General features: G+C 68.9%; 18 protein-coding genes and 2 pseudogenes. 9 read left to right on the plus strand and 11 right to left on the minus strand.

The features are described from left to right. Positions 1-43: 43 nt before the first annotated feature. Both ACFWUZ_RS26790 and ACFWUZ_RS26795 read right to left on the minus strand, forming a co-directional pair. Positions 44-337 carry a recombinase family protein gene (locus ACFWUZ_RS26790; RefSeq protein ID WP_384377932.1) on the minus strand — a complete coding sequence of 98 codons (294 nt, stop codon included), beginning with the start codon at positions 335-337 and terminating at the stop codon, positions 44-46. A gap of 29 nt (positions 338-366) precedes the next feature. Further along, entirely contained in the window at positions 367-1,275 is a 909-nt protein-coding gene (locus ACFWUZ_RS26795) for a LysR family transcriptional regulator (RefSeq protein WP_384377935.1), read from the minus strand. Between the two features lie 71 nt (positions 1,276-1,346). Between ACFWUZ_RS26795 and ACFWUZ_RS26800 the strand changes: the two genes are divergently transcribed. Further along, positions 1,347-2,285, plus strand: coding sequence for an NAD-dependent epimerase/dehydratase family protein (locus tag ACFWUZ_RS26800; RefSeq protein ID WP_384377938.1), 939 nt, complete (start codon positions 1,347-1,349; stop codon positions 2,283-2,285). Between the two features lie 14 nt (positions 2,286-2,299). Next, on the plus strand, positions 2,300-3,184 hold the full coding sequence (locus ACFWUZ_RS26805) for an aldo/keto reductase (RefSeq protein WP_384377941.1): 885 nt from the start codon (positions 2,300-2,302) through the stop codon (positions 3,182-3,184). Positions 3,185-3,190: 6 nt separating this feature from the next. Here the strand turns inward: ACFWUZ_RS26805 and ACFWUZ_RS26810 are convergent, their stop codons facing one another. From ACFWUZ_RS26810 to ACFWUZ_RS26820, 3 genes are all read right to left on the minus strand, one after another. Beyond that, positions 3,191-3,631: a hypothetical protein gene (locus tag ACFWUZ_RS26810; protein ID WP_384377944.1), complete on the minus strand. Its 441-nt coding sequence runs from the start codon at positions 3,629-3,631 to the stop codon at positions 3,191-3,193. 406 nt (positions 3,632-4,037) lie between these two features. Then, positions 4,038-4,298, minus strand: a complete 261-nt coding sequence (locus ACFWUZ_RS26815; RefSeq protein WP_384377947.1) for a hypothetical protein — start codon at positions 4,296-4,298, stop codon at positions 4,038-4,040. 119 nt (positions 4,299-4,417) lie between these two features. Further along, the gene (locus ACFWUZ_RS26820; protein WP_384377950.1) at positions 4,418-6,886 is read right to left on the minus strand and encodes an N-6 DNA methylase; all 2,469 of its coding nucleotides are present in this window, start codon (positions 6,884-6,886) and stop codon (positions 4,418-4,420) included. Positions 6,887-7,598: 712 nt separating this feature from the next. Between ACFWUZ_RS26820 and ACFWUZ_RS26825 the strand changes: the two genes are divergently transcribed. After that, positions 7,599-8,069 (plus strand): DUF4352 domain-containing protein, encoded by a 471-nt coding sequence (locus ACFWUZ_RS26825; RefSeq protein WP_384377953.1) that lies wholly within the window; start codon positions 7,599-7,601, stop codon positions 8,067-8,069. A gap of 718 nt (positions 8,070-8,787) precedes the next feature. On the opposite strand, the pseudogene ACFWUZ_RS26830 reads toward ACFWUZ_RS26825, so the two are convergent. Then, positions 8,788-10,005 (minus strand): annotated as a pseudogene (locus ACFWUZ_RS26830) (IS256 family transposase). 282 nt (positions 10,006-10,287) lie between these two features. After that, entirely contained in the window at positions 10,288-10,449 is a 162-nt protein-coding gene (locus ACFWUZ_RS26835; RefSeq protein WP_384377956.1) for a hypothetical protein, read from the minus strand. 497 nt (positions 10,450-10,946) lie between these two features. On the opposite strand from ACFWUZ_RS26835, the gene ACFWUZ_RS26840 reads away from it, so the two are divergent. Next, on the plus strand, positions 10,947-11,189 hold the full coding sequence (locus ACFWUZ_RS26840) for a hypothetical protein (RefSeq protein WP_384377959.1): 243 nt from the start codon (positions 10,947-10,949) through the stop codon (positions 11,187-11,189). 314 nt (positions 11,190-11,503) lie between these two features. Next, the gene (locus ACFWUZ_RS26845; RefSeq protein WP_384377962.1) at positions 11,504-12,019 is read left to right on the plus strand and encodes a GNAT family N-acetyltransferase; all 516 of its coding nucleotides are present in this window, start codon (positions 11,504-11,506) and stop codon (positions 12,017-12,019) included. A 219-nt stretch (positions 12,020-12,238) separates the two neighbouring features. Here ACFWUZ_RS26845 and ACFWUZ_RS26850 read toward each other — a convergent pair whose 3' ends face one another. Further along, the gene (locus tag ACFWUZ_RS26850; RefSeq protein ID WP_384377965.1) at positions 12,239-12,751 is read right to left on the minus strand and encodes an immunity 21 family protein; all 513 of its coding nucleotides are present in this window, start codon (positions 12,749-12,751) and stop codon (positions 12,239-12,241) included. Positions 12,752-13,095: 344 nt separating this feature from the next. Here ACFWUZ_RS26850 and ACFWUZ_RS26855 point away from each other — a divergent pair, with 344 nt between their 5' ends. Next, complete coding sequence (locus tag ACFWUZ_RS26855) at positions 13,096-13,770, plus strand: hypothetical protein (RefSeq protein WP_384377968.1); 675 nt, start codon at positions 13,096-13,098, stop codon at positions 13,768-13,770. Between the two features lie 21 nt (positions 13,771-13,791). On the opposite strand, the gene ACFWUZ_RS26860 is transcribed toward ACFWUZ_RS26855, so the two are convergent. Continuing rightward, complete coding sequence (locus tag ACFWUZ_RS26860) at positions 13,792-14,214, minus strand: hypothetical protein (protein WP_384377971.1); 423 nt, start codon at positions 14,212-14,214, stop codon at positions 13,792-13,794. Positions 14,215-14,437: 223 nt separating this feature from the next. Between ACFWUZ_RS26860 and ACFWUZ_RS26865 the strand changes: the two are divergent. Continuing rightward, positions 14,438-15,195: pseudogene (locus ACFWUZ_RS26865) on the plus strand (transposase). A 260-nt stretch (positions 15,196-15,455) separates the two neighbouring features. On the opposite strand, the gene ACFWUZ_RS26870 reads toward ACFWUZ_RS26865, so the two are convergent. Together ACFWUZ_RS26870 and ACFWUZ_RS26875 are read right to left on the minus strand one after the other, a co-directional pair. Next, positions 15,456-16,298: a MerR family transcriptional regulator gene (locus tag ACFWUZ_RS26870; RefSeq protein ID WP_384377974.1), complete on the minus strand. Its 843-nt coding sequence runs from the start codon at positions 16,296-16,298 to the stop codon at positions 15,456-15,458. 250 nt (positions 16,299-16,548) lie between these two features. Beyond that, positions 16,549-18,072, minus strand: coding sequence for a hypothetical protein (locus ACFWUZ_RS26875; protein ID WP_384377977.1), 1,524 nt, complete (start codon positions 18,070-18,072; stop codon positions 16,549-16,551). A 226-nt stretch (positions 18,073-18,298) separates the two neighbouring features. Between ACFWUZ_RS26875 and ACFWUZ_RS26880 the strand changes: the two genes are divergently transcribed. Together ACFWUZ_RS26880 and ACFWUZ_RS26885 are read left to right on the plus strand one after the other, a co-directional pair. After that, the gene (locus ACFWUZ_RS26880; protein ID WP_384377980.1) at positions 18,299-18,880 is read left to right on the plus strand and encodes a TetR/AcrR family transcriptional regulator; all 582 of its coding nucleotides are present in this window, start codon (positions 18,299-18,301) and stop codon (positions 18,878-18,880) included. Then, entirely contained in the window at positions 18,877-19,407 is a 531-nt protein-coding gene (locus ACFWUZ_RS26885; protein ID WP_384377983.1) for a dihydrofolate reductase family protein, read from the plus strand. The genes ACFWUZ_RS26880 and ACFWUZ_RS26885 overlap by 4 nt, the downstream gene beginning before the upstream one ends. Position 19,408 lies beyond the last annotated feature (1 nt).

Consider the following 19,408-nt stretch of genomic DNA (forward strand, 5'->3'; position numbering starts at 1 on the left):
CTGTCCGGCATGGAACGCGAGTAGATCCTCGGCCTGGAATTCCTCACCGGCGAACTCCAGGAACGTCGGACGCCTTGAGTTCTTCGGGGAGGGTGGCGAGGTCGATGACGCGGCCGAGGCGCTTGTGCTCGTGGACGACGAGGGTGACCGCGACGCCGCAGGCGCGCAGTTCCCGGGCGAGCGTCACGACCTGGTCCAGCTCGGGCCGCTTCGTGGCCCGGGTGGAGATCTTCTCCGAGAAGATCCGGGTCACGCCGGCCTCGGCGAGGGAGTCGAGTTGCGTGTCGAGGGACTGTCGGGCGGACTGTTTCACAGGTGAACACCTATGAAACGCCACCCGTTGGTGTGCGGCGGGTCCGTGGCGGATCAATGCCCGTTGTGCCGCATCGCCTGCTCGCGAAGGGAGCGGATGAGCGTCGTGACGTGGGGCCGGTCACGGCCCCTGATTGTGGCGACGCCGATGTGCCGGATCGGGCCCGGCGACTTGATCGGGACGGTGCTGAGGCCCGGGATTTCGGGGGCGAGCGCGATGGAGGGGATCAGGGAGATTCCCATGCCAGCGGCGACGAGGGAGCGGGCGAAGAAGTAGTCGGTGGTGGTCCCGCGGATTTCCGGATCGAAGCCGGCGTGCTCAGCGTAGCGGCGCAGATATGCCTCGGTCTTCAGGCAGCCGAGCACCCAGGGTTCGGCTGCCAGATCGGCGAGGTCGAGCGCGTCGTGGCTCGCGAGCCGGTGTCCCTGCGGCAGGACGACGTGCAGGGGGTCTTCCAGGAGCGGCGTCCACTCCAGGCTGGAGCTCGGGCCTGGTCCGACGGGGAGCGGGCCATCGAAGTGGTAGGCGAGGGCGAGGTCCACGGCGCCCTGCCGGACGAGGGGAAGGGTGTCCTCGGGTTCGCCCTCCCTGACATGGAGCACGGTGCGGGGATGCGCTGCCATGAGCTGGGTGAGAGCGGCGGGCAGCATGAGCCTGCCGCCACTGGTGAAAGTGGCGACGGTGAGCTGGGTGCGGCCAGTGCTGAGCTCGGCAACCTGCTGGTGTGCATGTTCAAGCTCCGCGGCGACGGATTCGGCGGCGCCGACCATGATCTGGCCGGCCCGTGTGAGGGAGACGCCTCGGGTGCTGCGCGCGACGACCTGGGCACCGAGGCTGCGTTCCAGGGCAGCCACCTGCTGGGAGACGGCCGAGGGGGTGAGGCGGAGAACCGCGGCCGCCCGGTTGAAGCTGCCGTGCTCCGCCACCGCCCGCAGGACCCGGAGCCGCTGCACATCGATCAACAGTTTTCCTTAATAAGCACCAAGTAAGTCAGGACTTCTGCTGATGACGATAGGTCTCCAGGATGGGGGGCATGCAAAAGATCTGCGTCATCGGCGGAAGCCGGTACTTCGGAAAGCTCCTGGTAGAGCGCCTGCAGGCCGCTGGCCACCAGGTCACCGTGATCAACCGCGGCTCCACCCCACCGCCCGCCGGCGTCGAGCACCTCGCCGTCGACCGCAACGACGAGGCCGCCCTGACAGCCGCACTCGACGCCCGCACCTTCGACGTCGTGGTGGACCAGGTCTGCTACACCCCGGTACAGGCCGCTATCGCCGCCCGCGCCTTTGCCGGCCGCACCCGGCGCTACGTCATGACCTCCACGATCGAGGTCTACGACCCCGCGACCGCCGCGCTGCCGACCGTGCCCACGGGGACGCCCGTGCCCGAGGAGAGCGTGGACCCGGCCACCTGGCAGGTGGCCATGGACCTGCCCTGGCACGACGACTCCTACCTGGAGGCGCACTACGCCGAGGGCAAGCGGCAGGCCGAGGCCGTCTTCGCCCACGCCGGCAGCTTCACCTTCGCCACTGTGCGCAGCGCCCATGTGCTCGGCGGCGGCGCGCAGGAGTTCACCGGCAGGCTGGCGCACTATGCCGGGCGCATCACCCGGGGCGAAGAGGTCACGGTGCACGCGAAGGCGCTGCCCACGGTCTTCATCCACTACGAGGAGGTGGCGGACCTGCTGTTGTGGGCGACCGCAGCCGACTTCACCGGCCCGGTCAACGCCTGCTCCGACGGCCCGCTCGATGTGCACGGCCTCGCTGAGATCGTCGCCACGCAGGCCGGCCGGGAGGCCGTCTACCGGACAGTCCCGGCGGGCGTGGGGGCTTCACCGTTCTCCTTCGACCGCCACTACGCCATGAGCAATGCCCGTGCGAAGGCACTGGGCTTCTCTTTCTCCCGCACCACCGACTGGCTGCCCGGCGCCGTCGCCGAAGCCCTCGCCATATCCGCTGCTCCCACCGCTTGAGGAACAAGGCCACCATGCAGTACCGCACCATCGCCCACACCGCAGTCAGCGCCGTCGGCCTGGGTGCCATGCCTCTGTCCATCGAGCACCGCCCGGACGAGGCGCGGGCCATCGCCACCGTCCACGCCGCCCTCGACGCCGGCGTCACCCTTATTGACACCGCCGACAGCTACCACTGGCACGCCGACGAGGCGGGCCACAACGAGCTGCTGATCGCCCGCGCCCTGGCCCGCTATGGCAGCGACACCTCCCATGTCTTGGTGGCTACCAAGGGCGGCCGCGGCCGCCCCGGCGACGGCAGTTGGACCGTGACCGCCACCCCCGCCCACCTCAAGCAAGCCGCTGAAGCCTCCGCCAAGCGCCTGGGCGTCGACGCGATCGGCCTCTACCAGCTGCACAAGCCGGACCCGACCGTGCCCTGGGCGGAATCCGTCGGCGCGCTGCGCGAGCTTCTAGACGCCGGCACCATCCGCGCCGCCGGCATCTCCAACGTCACCACCGCCCAGATCCGCCAGGCACATCAGATCCTCGGCGACGGGCTCGTCTCCGTACAGAACCAGTACTCGCCCGCCGTCCGCGACAGCGAGCCCGAGTTGCAGCTGAGTGAACAGCTGGGGCTGGCCTTCCTGCCCTGGAGCCCACTCGGCGGAATCTCCCGCAGCTCCCTCGACGGCCCCTCCGGCCCCACCTCCATCGGCACAGCCTTCCACCGCATCGCCACCGAACGCGGGGTCAGCCCCCAGCAGATCGCCCTGGCCTGGCTGCTCGCCCACTCCCCGGCGATGGTCCCGGTACCGGGAGCCAGCCGCCCGGCCTCCATCACCGACTCCGCCAGGGCCGTGGAACTCACACTGAACACGCAGGAACTGGTGGAACTTGAGGACGTTCTGCCGGGCTGAGCTGGGTCACGGGTCGCTTGCCGACCTTGACCGCGTCTGGCTGTGCCCTGCGGCCCGCCGCTGCCCGGGCACCATTGCCGAGGAGCCCAGGTCGAGGCGCTTGTCCAGCGCGGACTGCAGCAGGTACAGCGCGAGCATGCTGGTCTCGGCGTGCTCCTTGTCGGGTCCGGTCAGGGCGCCGCCCTTGCCGTAGTGGAGCACGGTGTTCGCCGAGTTCCAGTTCTCCACAACCTGCAGCCCACCGCGGGTGAGCCGGCGCAGTACCTGCTCAGCCTCCGCAGTCCCCAGCGGGAGCGCGGTGGCGTACTTCACCACCCCTGTTCGTGCCCAGCGCGAAGAGGGCCAGCCGCAGCCGGCGCTGCAGGTCGGCCGGTCGATGCGCTCGTACGCGGCGATGGAGGGGAATTCGTCGGTGAAGCCGGACAAGAAGTCGGCGTTCTTCAGCACATTCCCGCAGATCGAGCACGCCCAGCGGCGCACGACCTTGGCTTCGGGTCCGCTTCGCGATACATCTGGACCGCCCGCCGGCGCAACTCGGGCGGGTACTTCATCGGTGCAGCCATCGCACAAGGCTTCCTTTCTCACGGCCCATCAGGCCATGAACGGCGACCTTCCGCAGGTCGGGGGAACCTCAGGCCGACGTCGTAAGCGGGTGGCGGGCCGTTGACGCACGTCGTAGGACACCTGGGGTCATCCCATCCCCGCGGGCGCGGGGAGCAACTGCTCGACACCGCGGCCCGGCACTTTCACGGGATGTGCCGGGCCACGCCTCGTACGGGGCAGAGCGCTGCCCGCAGTACCTGCCGGGATCACCTCACCCCGGCAGCCCGCACCAGCGCCCCCTCCCGAACCTCTATCGGCGCTTGCGCATCTGGAGCACCGCGGGCACAGCAGTCAGGCAGAGGCCCGCTGCCGACAAGAAGCCTGCCCCGGCAGAACGGATCACTGACGGGAGGCCGACGCCCGCGAGGCTTTCCACCAGGCCGGCGGACACGCCGACCGTCGTCGAGAAGAAGGTCATGATCAGCAGCCAGAGCGGCCACACGGGCATCGCCCTGGGGACGGCAACGGGGTCGGGGGTGTCGGTAGTGGTGGCGGTGGCGGTGGCGGTCATAACGCGGTGGTTCCTTTCGGATCGTTCGCAGGGCAGGCCGTGCCGGAGCGACGTACGGGTCGTCGGCGGTGCGAGGGAGAGGTCATTGGTGAGGTCAGTCAGCGTCGGGTCCGGCTCGGTCAGAAGCGGCCGAGGGTGTGGAGCTGCGGCGCCTGGGTCATCAGCTGTTCGGCGAGCAGGACACGGGTCTTGGTGACCGCCTCCGCCAGGTCCTGGTGGGCGCGCGCCTGTTCCTGCAGGGCGGCGAGCAGTTCCGCGATCCGCCGCTGCTGCGCCGGCGGGGGCAGCCGTACGGTCATGCCGCCGAGCACGGCGGTGCTGATCGACGGGGTCGCGGTGGCGGCCGAGCGGTCCACGATCCAGGCGAGCGACTCCGGCCGGCCCAGCCAGCGGAGCAGGTACTCCGGATCCACCTCCCGGCCCTCCCGTACCCGCAGCCGGATCACGTTCGGGCTCATCAGCCAGCCCGACTGGTCGGCTCGTACCAGCGCAGGCGGCACGGCCTTGCCGGACCGGACGCACAGGATGTCGCCCGGCTGGATCTGGTAGTGCCGATGCCGGTCCGCCAGTTCCCGGGAGACGCGCTCCGCCCCCGTGTCGGTGACACTGCCCTCCCTCAAGTGCCGCGGCATCACGACCGGCACCGGCCCGTCCGGGCCCCGGTCCTTCTTGCCCACCCGTGTGAACGAGGGGCCCGCCTTGATCTCGCAGAGTTCGGCGAGCTTCGCCTCGACCCAGTCGCCCCCGCCCGTCCCGGCCTCGCCGCGCAGCAGCGCCACGTGCGCGTCCGCCCGGCTGCTGGCCTCCGTCAGCAGTTCGACTTCGTCCCAGGCCCGTGCCGACGCCTCCTCGACGGTTCCGGCTTCCCCTCCCGCGGCCGCACCCTGTGCGGAGATGTGGTCGAGGGGATTGAGCGAGCAGTCCCGGTCGAGGATCTGCTGACGGTCCACCATCGCGCTCGGGACGTGCCACGGCTCGTGCGGATCCTCGTACGGGTGCGGGGCGAGGGGGCTGTACGCCGCTTCGTACGTGCCCAGTACGGCCCGGACGTCGTCCTCCCCCAGCACGCACCGCCGGCCCTGCTTGACGCCGAGGTGGCGTGCGTCGAGGAAGAGGACGCGGTCGCAGGGGTCGCCGGGGTGGCGCAGCAGCCATACGGACACGGGGACGGCCGTGCCGCTGAAGAGCTTGGCGGGCATGCCGATGACGCACTCCACGACGCCCGCCTGCACCATCGCCCGGCGGATCGCCGTCTCGGCGGCGCTGGAGGAGTTGCCGGCCTTGGTGGGCATGACCACCGCGGCCCGTCCGCCGGGGCGGAGCGAGGCCAGTGCGTGCTGGACGTAGGCGAGGTTGTCGTTGTCGATCGGCGGAGCGCCGTACGTCCACGTTCCCGTGCGGCAGGTCTCCCCCGCCGAGTCCTTCATGTTGAACGGCGGATTCGTGAGGACCAGATCGGCCGCCGGCCGTTTGCCGTCCCGGAACCCGGCCCACGGAGCGTCGCGCAGCAGACGGACCCGGGGCTGTACGCCGAGCAGCGCGAGGTTGAGGCCGGCCAGGAGCGCCGCGTCGGGGCCGGTCGTCTGCCCGAAGACCGTGACGGGCGGGAGATCGGGCTTCCTGCGCCGGCTGCGCTCGGAGACTGCCACCGACTCGGCGAGGAACTCGCCGCCCCGGACGTAGGGGTCGTACACGGTGCGCGGGACCCGGCCCAGGGACGTGCGCGCGATGGCCGCCACGAGGCGCACCACCGCCTGCGGGGTGAAGAACTCGCGGCTGCGCAGCCGGGCGTGCCGCTCGTATTCGTCGATGATCAGCTGGAAGGCGTTGCCGCCGAGCCGGTCCACCAGGTCCACCACGCGTGCCAGGTCGCTCGCCTTCCTGGGTGTCAGGTGCGACAGCGACGCCGTGAAGCTGCGCAGCATTCCCAGGCGCTGGACCTCGTCGTCCACCGTACGACCGATGAGGTCGAGCAGTTCGCCGGCGGCTGCCCCGCTGGTGGCGCCAGAGCCCGTAGCGCTGCTGCGGCCACGGCCGTTCTCCGCTCTGACGGCCGCCTCGGACCTGACGCGTACGGTCTCCCACCGGTCACCGGAGGCGGCCCGAAGGTAGTGCAGGGCGACGAGCAGGTGTACGTAGTTCACCATCGAGCCCGACCCGCGGATCTGGTCGGCCAGCCGCCCCATGAGCTCCCGCACCACCTCGCGATCTCTTTGGTCCGGCCCTTCGTCCGCCGAGGGGCGGGAGGGGCGGATGGTGGAAAGGGCGGCGGGCGGGGCCGACGCGCCCGGCTGTTCCGGCGCGACGCCGGCCAGGGAGCGACGCGCTCTGGCACCGTACGTGGCCTCAGTGCCCTCGCCCGGCAGCCGGAGGTGGAGCGGAACCGGGCGGTTGTCGAGCCAGTGCAGGATGTCGGACTGGAGGAAGTAGGCGGTGACGCCGGCCTTCCGGGGCGTGGGGAAGTCCGCCGAGCGGCGCTCCCAGATGGTCACGGTCGGCCGCGTCACGGCTGTCAGCTCTGCGATCCGCCTTCGTGTGATCTGCGGGTCGTCGCCGTAGTCCGACGACCGCTCGGTGCTGCTGCCCATGTTGCTCCCCCTACATGTTCGAACTCTGCCCGAAGGGCTTGGTGTTGAAGACGAACATAGGAGGGGGGCACCGGTGTTGTCGTGTGCGCATTGCGGGTACTCAAAGAGGTTGTCGGTCCACACTGCTTCCACCGGCGAGTCGAGCATGTGAGAGACACCCAGCGATACCAGGGATTCAGCCATCAGAAAGTGCCTGAACCCAGGCCGCCCCTGCCCACCCATCGGACCTGAGCAACAAGGGGGTTAACACCTAGCGCATCGAGTCACGGACATCGACACCGCCCAGCCTGTGCGTGCGGCGAACCGCGTGCCTCTCCCCCGCCGCCGGTGTGCGAGCCGAGGGACCAGAGGCTGCGCAGACCGTCGGGTGCGAGCTGCTCCGGGCGGGATCCGGGCTCGACCACCTGACGGATGCCGGCCCGTACGCGGGGAGCCGTACCGGCGCGGTCGCGTCCCGCGGACGGCGAAGACCGCCCAAGATCGCCACGAGCACTGATGGTTGAATCTTCGATTGTCACGGTTCGGCTATTGCCGCACCTTCCGGCCGGCGCACCCCTACGGTGACCGCATTCGCACCGCTTCCTGTGGGGGTTCCATGACTCAGCAGTTCCCGCCGCCCGGCCAGCAGCCTCCGCCCGGATACGGCTACCCTCCCCCGCCTGCCGCCCCGAAGTCGAACACGGGGAAGATCGTCGGGTTCTCGTGCCTCGGCGTGGTCGGCGTGCTCGTGTTCCTCGGGATCCTCGTCTCGCTCTTCGGCGGGGCAAACACCACCAGCACGCCGAAGGACCCGACGCCGGCCGCATCGTCGGCGCCGACGGCTGGGGGTACTCCGTCGGCCGAGCCGGAGAAGAAGGCCGCGGTGGCGGTCACCGCGAAGAAGACGGAATTCGTCAAGAGCATCCTCGCGCAGGACGGCGAGTACACGAGCGTTTCCGTGACCGTGACGAACAACAGCTCGAAGACGATCGACGTGAACCCGCTGTACTTCACGATCACCGACACCAAGGGTGGCAAGCACACCGCCGAGTTGGGTGCCGACAAGGACCAAATCGCCACGGTCGAGCTCGCGCCGGGTGAGAACGTGACCGGGACGGTCACCGGCAAGGGGGCGTTCACAGCGAAGACGGTGACATACACCGATGGGCTGATCGGGGACAGCGTCCGCGGCGACGTGTCCTGATCGTCTGCTGTTGCGCCCCCACCCCACGGACGTACGGCGGTGAGGGCGCAGCGTCTGCACGTACCCGTGCCGTTCTCCGCCGGAGATACTGCTCCGGCTGCTCTGTCAGCACTCCGAACCCGGCCCGGCCGACGGTCGCCCGGGCAGCGACCACAGTGCGGTGTGAGGGGCGGATGGGTGCGCTCGTTGCACTGCCGGCGCTGCAACGCGGAAGGGTGATCACGAACCGTCGGCCGGGCGAGGTCTTCGGATCGATGGGTCGGTGGGCATGCCGCGAGGACGCGGCTGACGGCGATGCACGGGCCGAAGCCATGTCGATCGGGGGGGCCTCCCCACCCGCGACGAGCAGGCCACACGCAACCGAAGCGACCGTCCCCGTGCAGGCACATCCCCGTGTGCGCAGGGAGCGGACTTCGTGACCTGGAATTCTAGGTGGGGCCGTGGGCGGGTAGCGAGCACTTCGCTGAATACGACATTCAGAAGGTATTCCACCGATGAGCCCCACCGTCCCGCTGTGGAGGGGGCGAGCGCAGCGGCTTCTCACGGTGCACCAACGTTCTGCTGCCGATGGCCGCTGTCGGCCCTCGCGTCCGTGCTGACCGGCAGCCAAGTGGGGGACGCACCCGCCTGTGTACCAACCCGATGGAGTTGAGCAAGGAGCTGCAGGAGCAGCTGGGGGACCTGAGCAGGGTCATGTCCCTTGGTGTGGTGTAACGGATCATTCGGCAGTGCCGGGCAGGCAGGTGGCGTTGTCTGAATAGAGGTTGTCCATGCTTTCGATGGAGAGGTAGCGCCGGGGAAAGGCGATCCACTCGTCGTGGAGCTCGACGGGGACGGCCGTGGCCAGGCGGGTGACGGCGGCGGTGTTCGGGAAGACCTGGACGACATCTGATCGTCGTTTGATCTCCCGGTTCAGACGTTCGAGCGGGTTGGTCGACTGGATTTTCTTTCAATGCTGGTTGGGGAAGTCCGCGAACGCGGTCAGGTCCTCCTTCGCCCCCAGCAGCATCTCCTTGACCTTGGGGAACTGGCGGCCGAGCATGTCCGCGACCGTATCGAGCCGGGCCCGGACCGCATCGGCGGTGGGCTGGGCGAAGACCGTGCGGATCGTGGCGGCGACCATCTCCGCGGACCCCTTCGGGATGACGGAGAACACGTTGCGCACGAAGTGAACGCGGCACCGTTGCCAGCCGGCCCCGATCATGACTTTGCGGATCGCTTTGACCAGGCCGCTGTGACTGTCGGAGATCACCAGGCGGACACCGTTCAGGCCGCGTTCACGCAGCGAGCGAAGAAACTCGGTCCAGAATGCCTCCGTCTCGCTGTCGCCGACCATGACACCGAGGACTTCACGGCCGCCGTCCTCGGTGACACCGGTCGCGATGACGACGGCCTGGGACACGATCTGATGGTCGACGCGGGCCTTGACGTAGGTGGCGTCGAGGAAGACGTACGGAAACCGGGTGTGATCAAGGGGACGGGCCCTGAACGCGTCGAGCTGTTCGTCGAGGCCGGCGCAGCTCCGGGAGACCTCGCTCTTCGATATGCCGGTATCCGAGTCGAGGGCTTTCACCAGGTTGTCGACCGAGCGGGTCGACACCCCGTGAACGTAGGCTTCCATGACGACCGCGTAAAGCGCCTGGTCGATGCGGCGTCGGCGTTCCAGCAGGCTGGGGAAGAAGCTCCCGGCCCGCAGCTTGGGGATCGCGAGTTCCAGGTCTCCGGCCTGCGTGGTCACGGTCTTCTCCCGGTGCCCGTTGCGCCAGGTGGTGCGGGTGTCGGTCCGCTCGCCCCACTCCGCACCGACCCGGGCGGTGGCCTCGGCCTCGATCAGTTCCTGGAGCAGCCTTTCGTCGACTTCGCGGACGAGTTCAAGACCATCCGCTGAACGTAGTGACTCGAGCAGGCGAAGTAGGTCATGCTGGGACAAGGCCACCGGGCACCCCCTTGGAACGAACTGGCAGTTCACCAAGGACAGTTGCACGGTGGCCTGCCCCGTTTCAGGGAGCATTCACCAGCAGTCGATGCACGCGAGGGCACACAAGCGGCGCACTTCCCAGCCAAGAACTGTTACACCACTCCGTGGGACGCCATGCAATGTCACGCTTGACCACCGGTTCACTCCGGGGCAGAAGCCTCTGATCTCCAATGCCCGTCAAGCGGACCAAGCCCGACAAAAACCCCGGCTCATCGGGCAGTTTCTGTGTGCGCTCTCAGGTCAGCGCAGGCCATCTGTGTCGTCGGACTCTTCGCCGACCGGGAGTGGCTGATGGTCGCCCTCCAGGGTCTCGCCATAGACGACCGAGGAGACCGCCCTGTCGTATGCCTCGTCGAGGCCGTTCCCGCTTGTGCCGAGGATGTTTTCCCAGTCAATTCCCATACCTACGATCCTATCCGCACCGCCCGACAGTCTCCAGGATGCGGGACACTGCGCCCGTGCGGCTGCACGGCCTGGGGCTACATCTGATCGACGGATCCATGGGCCCGTGGCCAGCCGAAGGCCAACCAGGACAATGCGCGTCGGCGGACGATCATGCGGCAGTCGTACAGGCGAAGTAGGTCTTGCTGGGACAAGGCCACCGGGCACCCCCTTGGAACGAACTGGCAGTTCACCAAGGACAGTTGCACGGTGGCCTGCCCCGTTTCAGGGAGCATTCACCAGCAGTCGATGCACGCGAGGGCACACAAGCGGCGCACTTCCCAGCCAAGATCTGTCACACCACTCCGTGGGACGCCATCCTGAGCAGGTGGGAGACGGCCGGAGAAGCGTGGGACAGCACATACGCGGTCGCCCCGGAAGAGTTCTACGGGGACCATCTGTCCATCGCTCCTGGCTGGAAGGCGGGTGGCTGGACTCGCTGGGGCCTCGCCGATCCCATGCCCCGGGTCTGCTCCGAGTGCGGCACCGAGGCGGTGCCGCTGCTCACCATCGCAAGCACCGAAGGGAGCTCGGGCAACGAGAGCTGGATCTCCGAGGAGGAGGGGGCCGATCCCACGCCACTGCTCCCCGGCACCCCTCCGGGGAACATCACCATGATCGTCATAGCAAGCGGCTACGACCTGCAACTTCACATCTGCCCGGCATCCCCGGGTCATCCGCACATCGAACTGATCCAGTGAGCGGATTCTGGAGCCCTTCGCGACGCCATCTGCATCACGGGAGCAGGGGGTGAGATTCGTCGGACTCACCACCGGGAGGCCTGTGCAGCCTGGGCACAGGTATCTTGCGGACGAGGGCCGCTCGGAACGCTGCCTCCATGCTTTCGGGGCTCTCGTACTTCGCCGCGAGCGGGTGCAGCCGGTACGGGTTGCCGTTGCGCTCTTCGCTGCGCGGCCTGAGCACGATGTCGGGGGCTCCCGTCGGTGAGCCGGCCGACCACGCCATCGGTCGAGCCCCGGCACAAACGCCAGGTGGCCGGGGGCAGACTACGTGGGTGCTGATCAGACGAGAGACCTCCGCCGACCTGGCCCCTGTCCGTGCGGTGACCATCGCCTCCTCCTACAAACCGCACGAGGAGGAGCCTGTGGAGGCGATTCTGCGGCAGGCATTGCGCAAGGGAGAAGCCTGGATTCCGGCTCTCGCGCTGGTGGCCGAGAGCGAGAACGGCGCGATCATCGGCCATGCTCTGTGCACCTGGGGCCGAATCGGTACTGCCCGAGTCCCGAACCTCAGCCTCCTCGGTGTTCACTGCGACCACCGCCGTCGCGGCTGCGGAACTGCCCTGGTCCACGCCTCGCTCGCCGCAGCGGACGCCCTCGACGCTCCGATGGTCGTTGTCCTCGGCGACCCCGACTTCTTCGGCCGGTTCGGCTTCCGGCCGAGCACCGACTTCGGCATCGTCGGCGAGGAACCGGCCTGGGAACACCTGTTCCAGATCCGTACCCTGGCCGCCTACGACCCGTCCGTACGAGGCGAATTCATCTACCCCGAACCCTTCGGCAGCATCTGACGCCCCTGTCCAGCACCTCAGCAGGTCCTGGAGCACGACCAGGATCTGGTAGAAGGTCAGGCCGGCGTGTGTGCTTTGGGGTCGAGCCGTCGCAGGGTGAGGAAGGCCTGGGCCGCCGTGACGAGGGTGACGTGGTGGTGCCACCCGCACCGCACGCGCCGATCCTGGGGCAGTGACCACCAGTTTCGGAGTCCGGTGCCGGACAGCAGTGGCCGATCGCTAGGGAAGACGCCGAAGCTGAACCAGGCTGAGCCAGGTCTTCGGATCCGGTTCCACATATGCGGCACGAACCGCATAGCGCCCTGGCACCAGTTCCACCCGCAGATGGTTCTCTGGCTCCAACTCGTCACCCGGCCAAGCCGAGTCGAACAAGACCACTGGCCCCGGCACGTCCCAAAGTTGCTCAGGCTCCCACGCGGCATCAGCGAGCGCGGCATCAACGCTGCCGAGAAGCTCCTCCTCCGATTCGGCGGCGCACCACCGCACGAACAGGCCGTGCTCCGGCAGGAAGGACGTCGAGGCGGGGTCATCACCAAGGACCAGGGCCTGCGATTGCGCGACCGCCACCAGGCCGGCATACCCTTCGACGCCGCAGGCTCTGTCGTAATCGGTTTCAGACTCGTCGCTGTCTGCGCCGGACCACGAAGACAAGACCCCTTCGGGCACGACGATCAACGGCCCGCCACCGGACTCCACCCACTCGACTGCACCTGGATCTGCATACCTCGCCATGCGAGGAAGCTACAGGCCCCCGGTGACAACCATCATGGTCAGGTGACACCTGCGTGTCCGGACCAATGACTGGCAAAGGACAGGGGACCCGGCACTGGCACCATCGGAATTTGCCGAGAGGGCGTTTAGCCCATTATTGCGGCTCTTTGCGTCAGTATCGACTCGTGGTCGATCGGGGCTGCTGGGGTTGGTGTGGTTCATGCTGCGGAGTGGTTGCCAAGCGGGCGTCTCGGAAGCCGTTGCCTTTCCGATAGCGACGGGTGCGTTTCCGCTGGTCAGGCATAGTGACGGCGCCTCGGTGGCAGAGGCGGGGTGTCGTGTCGTCTCTTCGGTGGAGGTGCCGGATGCCGTCGGTGACGGGGCTGCTTGAGGAGCGCGAGCATGCTGCTCGGCAGCGGGTGGAGGTCCTGCAGGCCGAGCTCCAGGAGGCGGAAGCCGCGTGGGAGCGGTTCGTGATGGCCCGTCAGACGGTGCCCGAAGTCCTGGCAGAACCTCCTGTGGGCGAGGAGGCGTCGCTGGCCGGGGTGGCCGGTGAACGGCCTGCGCGGGTCGCCGGGGCGGTGCCCGGCTCGGTGGTTCCCGCCTGGAGGGAAGGGCTCGCTCTCGACTCACTGGCGCCGGACTACCAACGGCTCGTGGAGGTCCTGGCTGGGAGCGGGGAGGAGATGGACTGCCGGCAGCTCGCGGCGACCTTGGGTCTGGAGGTGGTCGCGGCGAAGGTGGAGGGAGGGCGGTCGAAGGTGAAGCGCCGCGCCGGTCATGTCAGAGGGGGACCTCGGACGCCTGTGCGGCCGGTCCCCGGCGTTCTCGAACCGGTGAGCGAGGCAATCACGCGACAGGGCGCGGAGTTGGACGGCAATGTCACGGAGACGGAAAACTGCGGCACCGGGGGCCTCCTGTTGCTCGACTGGATTCGACACCCACGAGCGGTACGGGAGACCCCACTTCCATGCCCTGCCGACCAGGAGATCACCCGACCGAGTCGGCAGACTCGAACGCACGATCACCAAGATCGGTAGAGCAACCGCTCGTCAGCGCACTCAGCGCACGTAGTGCGTTACCGTGCCGTGGTTGTCGGGAGAGGTCAGGCCCCAGAGGATCAGCCCCACGATGATTGCCAGCAGGATCAGCCCCGGCACGTTGTCGGGCCCCCAACTGACGGGCTGCCGAACCGGTGGGCCGGGTGTGGCGTCGTCGCGTGCAGCGTCGGAGTCGGCGCGCTGCCAGGGCGCGACATCGGCCTCACCCCGGGCGATCCGCGCGGCCACGTGGCGTACGTCGGCCGCGTGGTAGGTCGGCTCGCGGGTCAGGTCCGGGGAGGGCGCAGCCGAGGTACGTACGCTGTTGGCCCGCGCCACGGCCGTGATGCTGATCGGCCTGATCTGCGGCCAGATCTCCCGGACTTCGGCCTTCGTCAGCCAGCCTTCCCCGTCCTGGTGGTCCTGCTCGTCCGCTGCCCCCATTCGAAGTCCGCCCCCTCGCTCGCCGATCACCCTTGGCTTGATACCCGGACCGCCGCAAGATCACCCGGCCGGGGCAGTCACACTCGAACTCACGCCCACCGTGATCGGTAGAGAAACGACTTCTTGGTCTGCCTGCTCCTGTTTCATCCCTAAGCGCGGGGCTTCGCTCCGTGTGCTGCGGGCGCCGGTCCGAGCGCCGGGGCCGGCTGGGTAGCCCGGAATCATGTCTGAGCGCCGCCGGTACCCCAGTGACTTGTCTGATGCCCGGTGGGACTGGTCGAGCCGGTCCTGACCGGCTGGCGGGCCGAGCGCCGCGGTCGCGGCCTCGACATCGACATCGACATCGACATCGGCCGGCCACCGGACCATGACCTTCGCAGCCTGGTCGACGCGGTTCTCCATGTGAACCGCACCGGGATCCCGTGGCGCTACCTCCCGCACGACTACCCGCACTGGAACACCGTCTACGCCTACTTCGCCCGCTGGCAGGAAGAAGGCGTCTTCGACCTACTCCACACGCTCCTCCGACGCCAAGTCCGCAGGCAAGAGGGCCGGGAGGAGGAACCAACCGCATGTGTCAGCGACTCCCGGAGCGTCAAGACGTCCACCAGCGTGCCCGCCTGCGAGCAGGGCCTCGACGCCGGCAAAAAGATCGTCGGGCGGGACTCCATCGCCGGTCAGGCCCTCCGTCCGCAAGACCTGGGTCGACGGCGGCTACCGCCAGCACCTCGTCGAACGGGCCGCAACCCTCGGCATCGACATGTACATCGTCCGCCGCGACCCCACCACCAGGGGATTCGCCGTCCTCCCACGCCGATGGACTGTCGAGAGAACCCTCGGCTGGCCCATGAGCCACGGGCGCCTGGCCCGTGACCACGAAGCCCGCCCACACCGCTCGAAGCAATGATCCACCTCGCGATGATCAGCCTCATGACCCGCAGACTCACCGCCGAAGCCACCCCGACTTGGCGTGGCCCATGAATCGCATTCAACCCGGCCATTCGGGATGAGACAACGGGGTGAAACGCCCTCTCAGGGCGGGCACCACGGCGAGTTCCTGGATGCACACGTCAGTGGCCGTGCAGTTCCAGTTGTTCGCTGCGTCTACCGGACAGCTACGAGCTTGCTGCGCATCGCGCCCTCACCGACGCAGCTGTAGAAGTACGGTCGGTGGTCTGGCGGGGGGCCGGCAGCGAGCGGAACGGGTTCAGCCGGATCCTCACGCACGGCCACACCGGCGATCAGCTGCCTGCGGAGAGGTCCGCGTCAAGGAGCCGTGCCGTGAGTTCCATGCACCGCGTCCGGGCCGCGGAGAAGCCATAGGGCATCTTGGTTACCGCTTCGAAGGCACTCATCCGGGCGTCCTCCTCGCCGCTCGCCTCGGCCTCGTAGATCTCGAAGAGCTCCTCCTCGGCCACGTCCAGTCCGGCGGCTTCCATGGCCAGGAGCAGGGCCTTGTGGTGGGCGCAGTGTTGCGCGGCAAGTTCGTCGACCTGCGGGTCGTGGGGATCGACGGTGTCATCGAGGGCGGCGTCGGCCGCGTCGAGGCGGTCTGCCTCGGCCCGTAGGCCGGGATGGGTCGCCAGGGTGATGAACACGCCGGCCTGGATTGCGGCTCCCAGCGGGCCGAAGATCCGTTCCGTGACCAGCAGGGCGTCCAGGTCGGAGGGGCGCAGTGCGCCAGAAGGCAGTTGGCTGAGCCGGTCCGTGACCAACGGGGAGAGCAAGCCCAGTGGGCTGCCCACGGCCCGCAGGCGCTGGACTGCCGCGCGCTGACGCTTGATGTCGGCCTCCTGGGCGGCCAGGGTGTCCTCCAGCCGGCCCAGGACGTCCTCAACGTCCCGGGCTTCGTCGAAGGCGGCCCGCATGTCGTCCAGGCGGATGCCGACCTCGGACATCTTGCGGATCCACAGCAGGCGGATCATGTCGTCGTGGCCGTAGCGGCGGCGTCCGTCTCCGCCTCGCTCGGGCTCCGGCAGCAGACCGATCTGGTGGTAGTGACGAAGGGCGCGCGGGGTGGTTCCGGCGAAGGCGGCGGCATCGCCGATCTTGACCTCGCGGGGAGGCGTGGCGGAGGGGTACATCGCAGACAGGGCCTTTCGTGCTGTGGTGCCCTCGACGACACCACATGCCGCTACGGCATGTGCAACTACACACCACCCGGACCCTGACGGGGTATCGGGCGGTCCCTCGCCATGGGTGTCCCGTCCCAGGACAGGCCCGGAGTGGAGGGGGAGTCCGTCGAGCAGGTCTGATGGCACCCTGAGCAGGGCCGGGGATTTTCAAGGAGCTCCATCACCTCCTCCGTCAGGTACGGCCGCGCCACTGTGATCGCTACGTGGGTGTCGTCTCCCGGCGTTCGGCCGCCGTAGGTCGGGTGGTGGCGCTGTTCAGGCAGCGGTCGAGGAGTGCGTGCATGCGGGGGACGGGGAGGGACGGGTTGGCCGCGGCGCCCTCTGCGGTGCGGGGGTCGGCGAGGAGGGCGTCCAAAGCCTGTGGTGTCAGGCTCGGGTTGGCGGCGGCCGCCCGGCACACCGACTCGTCGGGGTCTTCCACCGGAGGGTCGGGCAGGGTGGGATCGGCTGCGGCCAGGGCGCGTACCTCGGGGTCCGGGTGGCCGATGAGGTGGGTCAGGCCGGTGCGGGGGAACGCGGGCAGGGGCAGCAGGTGCGGACGGTGGGCCGGGCGGGTGACGAAGACGTCCAGGAGCAGGTGGGGCGGAGCCAGCGGGTGGTGACAGGCCAGTCGGATCCGTGCCTCCTCGTCGTCGTCCCGTGCGAGTGTCTCGACGAGTTCTGCCGGCAGGCCGGGCCAGCTCGCCGCAACCCGGCGCAGCACCGGTTCCTCGGACGTCGCGCAGGCGGCGAACCAGTCAGGTGACGGCTCGGTGTCGGGCTCGGTGATCGGGCAGGTGCAGTCCGGGCCGTGCCCGATGACCCGATGGATCGCCCAGTACTCGTCCCAGGTACGGGGGAAGGGGTGCAGGCGTGCCCGCATCCGCACGTCCTCGTCCGGGTCCTCCCTCAGCTCGGTGACCAGGTCCGGTCCCAGGTCGGGCCGGGCGGCGACCATCTCGCGGACCTTGGCGTCGGGGTGACGGGCGAGCCAGGCGACGGCATCGGCCGGGGTGTGGCGGTTCCAGGTCAGGGGGTGCACCGTGTCGTCCGCGAAGCACTGTTCGACGAGCGCGCGCGACAGGGCGCACGTGCCGAGCACGAACGGCTTGCTGAGAGAGCCGATGGACGGCAGCCCGGCCTCCACCGCTACCGGGTCCAGCTCCCAGCTGCTCTCCTGCGCCGCTTTCCGTACGGCGGGGTCGGGGTCATCGAGCAGGGCCTCCCGCTGCGCAGAAGTGAGCGACTGCCACCTCCAGGCGGCGGCGTGCATACGGAGCCGGGGGTGCTCGTGCCCCGCCATGGAGCGGTAGAACGACAGGGGGATCTGCCGGGAGAAGCTGAGCTCCTGGACGATCTCGCCTTCGGTGAGCATGCCGTCCTCGCCGCCGTCCTGGGCGGTCAGGAGGGTGACGAGAATGCCGTCCGGTAGCGGTCGGCCCCGTCGGGGCCGGGGGCGGGGGCCGCAGGCGAGCCCTCCGCGGACGAGTCCCGACGGGTCCGTCGCCAAAGGGGCGAGTCGTGCGGGGTCGACGTGGCGATTACCGGCGAGCGCGCGGCGGATCCGCCGAGACGGGTGGCCGAGGGCTGCGTCGATGACGGCGTCCGGCAGGTCACGGCCCTCGCACATCAGCAGGCCGGCCTGACCGGCCGCTTCGTCCACCAGGCGTATCAGTACGTGGGAGGGCGCTGCCGGATTCAAGGCGATGCCGCGCAGCCACGGTTCATGGAGAGAGTCGGACACCGCGTCATCCTGCCACCTCGGCGCGCCGGCGGCGTCGGGTGCGGCGGAGGCAGCCCGGGGTTCGTCGACACGGGGCCGAACCCCGGGGTGCCCCCCACGGCAGCTCCGCTACCGCCCGCGCTGCCGCCGTAGAACTGACCTGTCCCACGTCCTCCTGGAGTCGAAGCCATTAATAAATGAGCCGCCATTTATTAACGTGCTACGGTCGCTCCAAGAGGAGGAACCCATGCCACGACCACGCACCACCAGCGACAGCGACATCCTTGCCGCCACCGGACGCGCCATCGGTGCCCACGGGCCCGGCCGGCTCACCCTGGCTCATGTCGGTGCCGAAGCTGGGGTCTCCCCGGCCACCCTGTCCCAGCGGTTCGGGTCCAAGCGCGGCCTGCTGCTGGCGTTCGCCGCGGACGCAGCCGCGGACGCCGCCGCACCGTACCGAAGGGCACGGGACGTGCACGACTCGCCCCTGGCGGCGCTGCACGCCGTCGCCGAGGAGGTCGCCGGTCACATGTCCACCCCCGAGGAGATGGCCAATCACCTCGGCATGCTCCAGCTCGACCTGTCCGACCCCGAGTTCCGTGCCCATGCCGCCGCGCACACCCGCGCGGTCGACGAGGCACTGCGGGAGCTGCTCTGCGACGCCGCCGCGAAGGGCGAGCTCCCGTCCGGCACCGACGTTCCGAGCCTGGCCCGCGCCGTCAAGATCACCATTGACGGCTCCCTGTTGCGGTGGGCGCTCACCGGCGACGGCGAACCCGCAGCCCTGCTCCGCGACGACCTCGACCACCTGCTTCGGAGGACCTCATGACCTTCACCGCCACCGTCTTCATCGGCACCAGCCTCGACGGCTACATAGCGCGCCTTGACGACGACATCGAATGGCTGACCTCGCGCGGCGAGAAGGCCGGCGAGATGGGTTTCTTCGAGTTCCTCGACTCGGTGGATGCCGTGATCATGGGCCGCAACACCTACGACAAGGTCATCGGGTTCGGCGAGGAGAACTGGCACTACGGCGACCGCCACGTGGGTGTCCTGAGCACCACCCTCGCCGAGGACGCCGACCCGCGTGTCCACGTCTACCGCACCATGGACGACCTCGTCACCGACCTGGACAAGCGCGGGATCAAGCACGTCTATCCCGACGGCGGACGTCTCGTCCAGAGCTTCCTCCACGCCGGCCGCGTCGACCGGTTCATCATCAGCGTCGCCCCGGTCCTGATCGGGTCCGGCCACCGGCTCTTCGGCGATCTGGCCCAGGACGTTCCGCTTCGCCTGGACACGGTCGCGGACGTCGGCGGCGGCTTCGCGCAGCTGAGCTACACCGTGGAAAAGTAGG

Origin of the sequence: Streptomyces sp. NPDC058646, assembly GCF_042716875.1 — a bacterium.
In the GTDB taxonomy this organism is placed as follows: domain Bacteria; phylum Actinomycetota; class Actinomycetes; order Streptomycetales; family Streptomycetaceae; genus Streptomyces.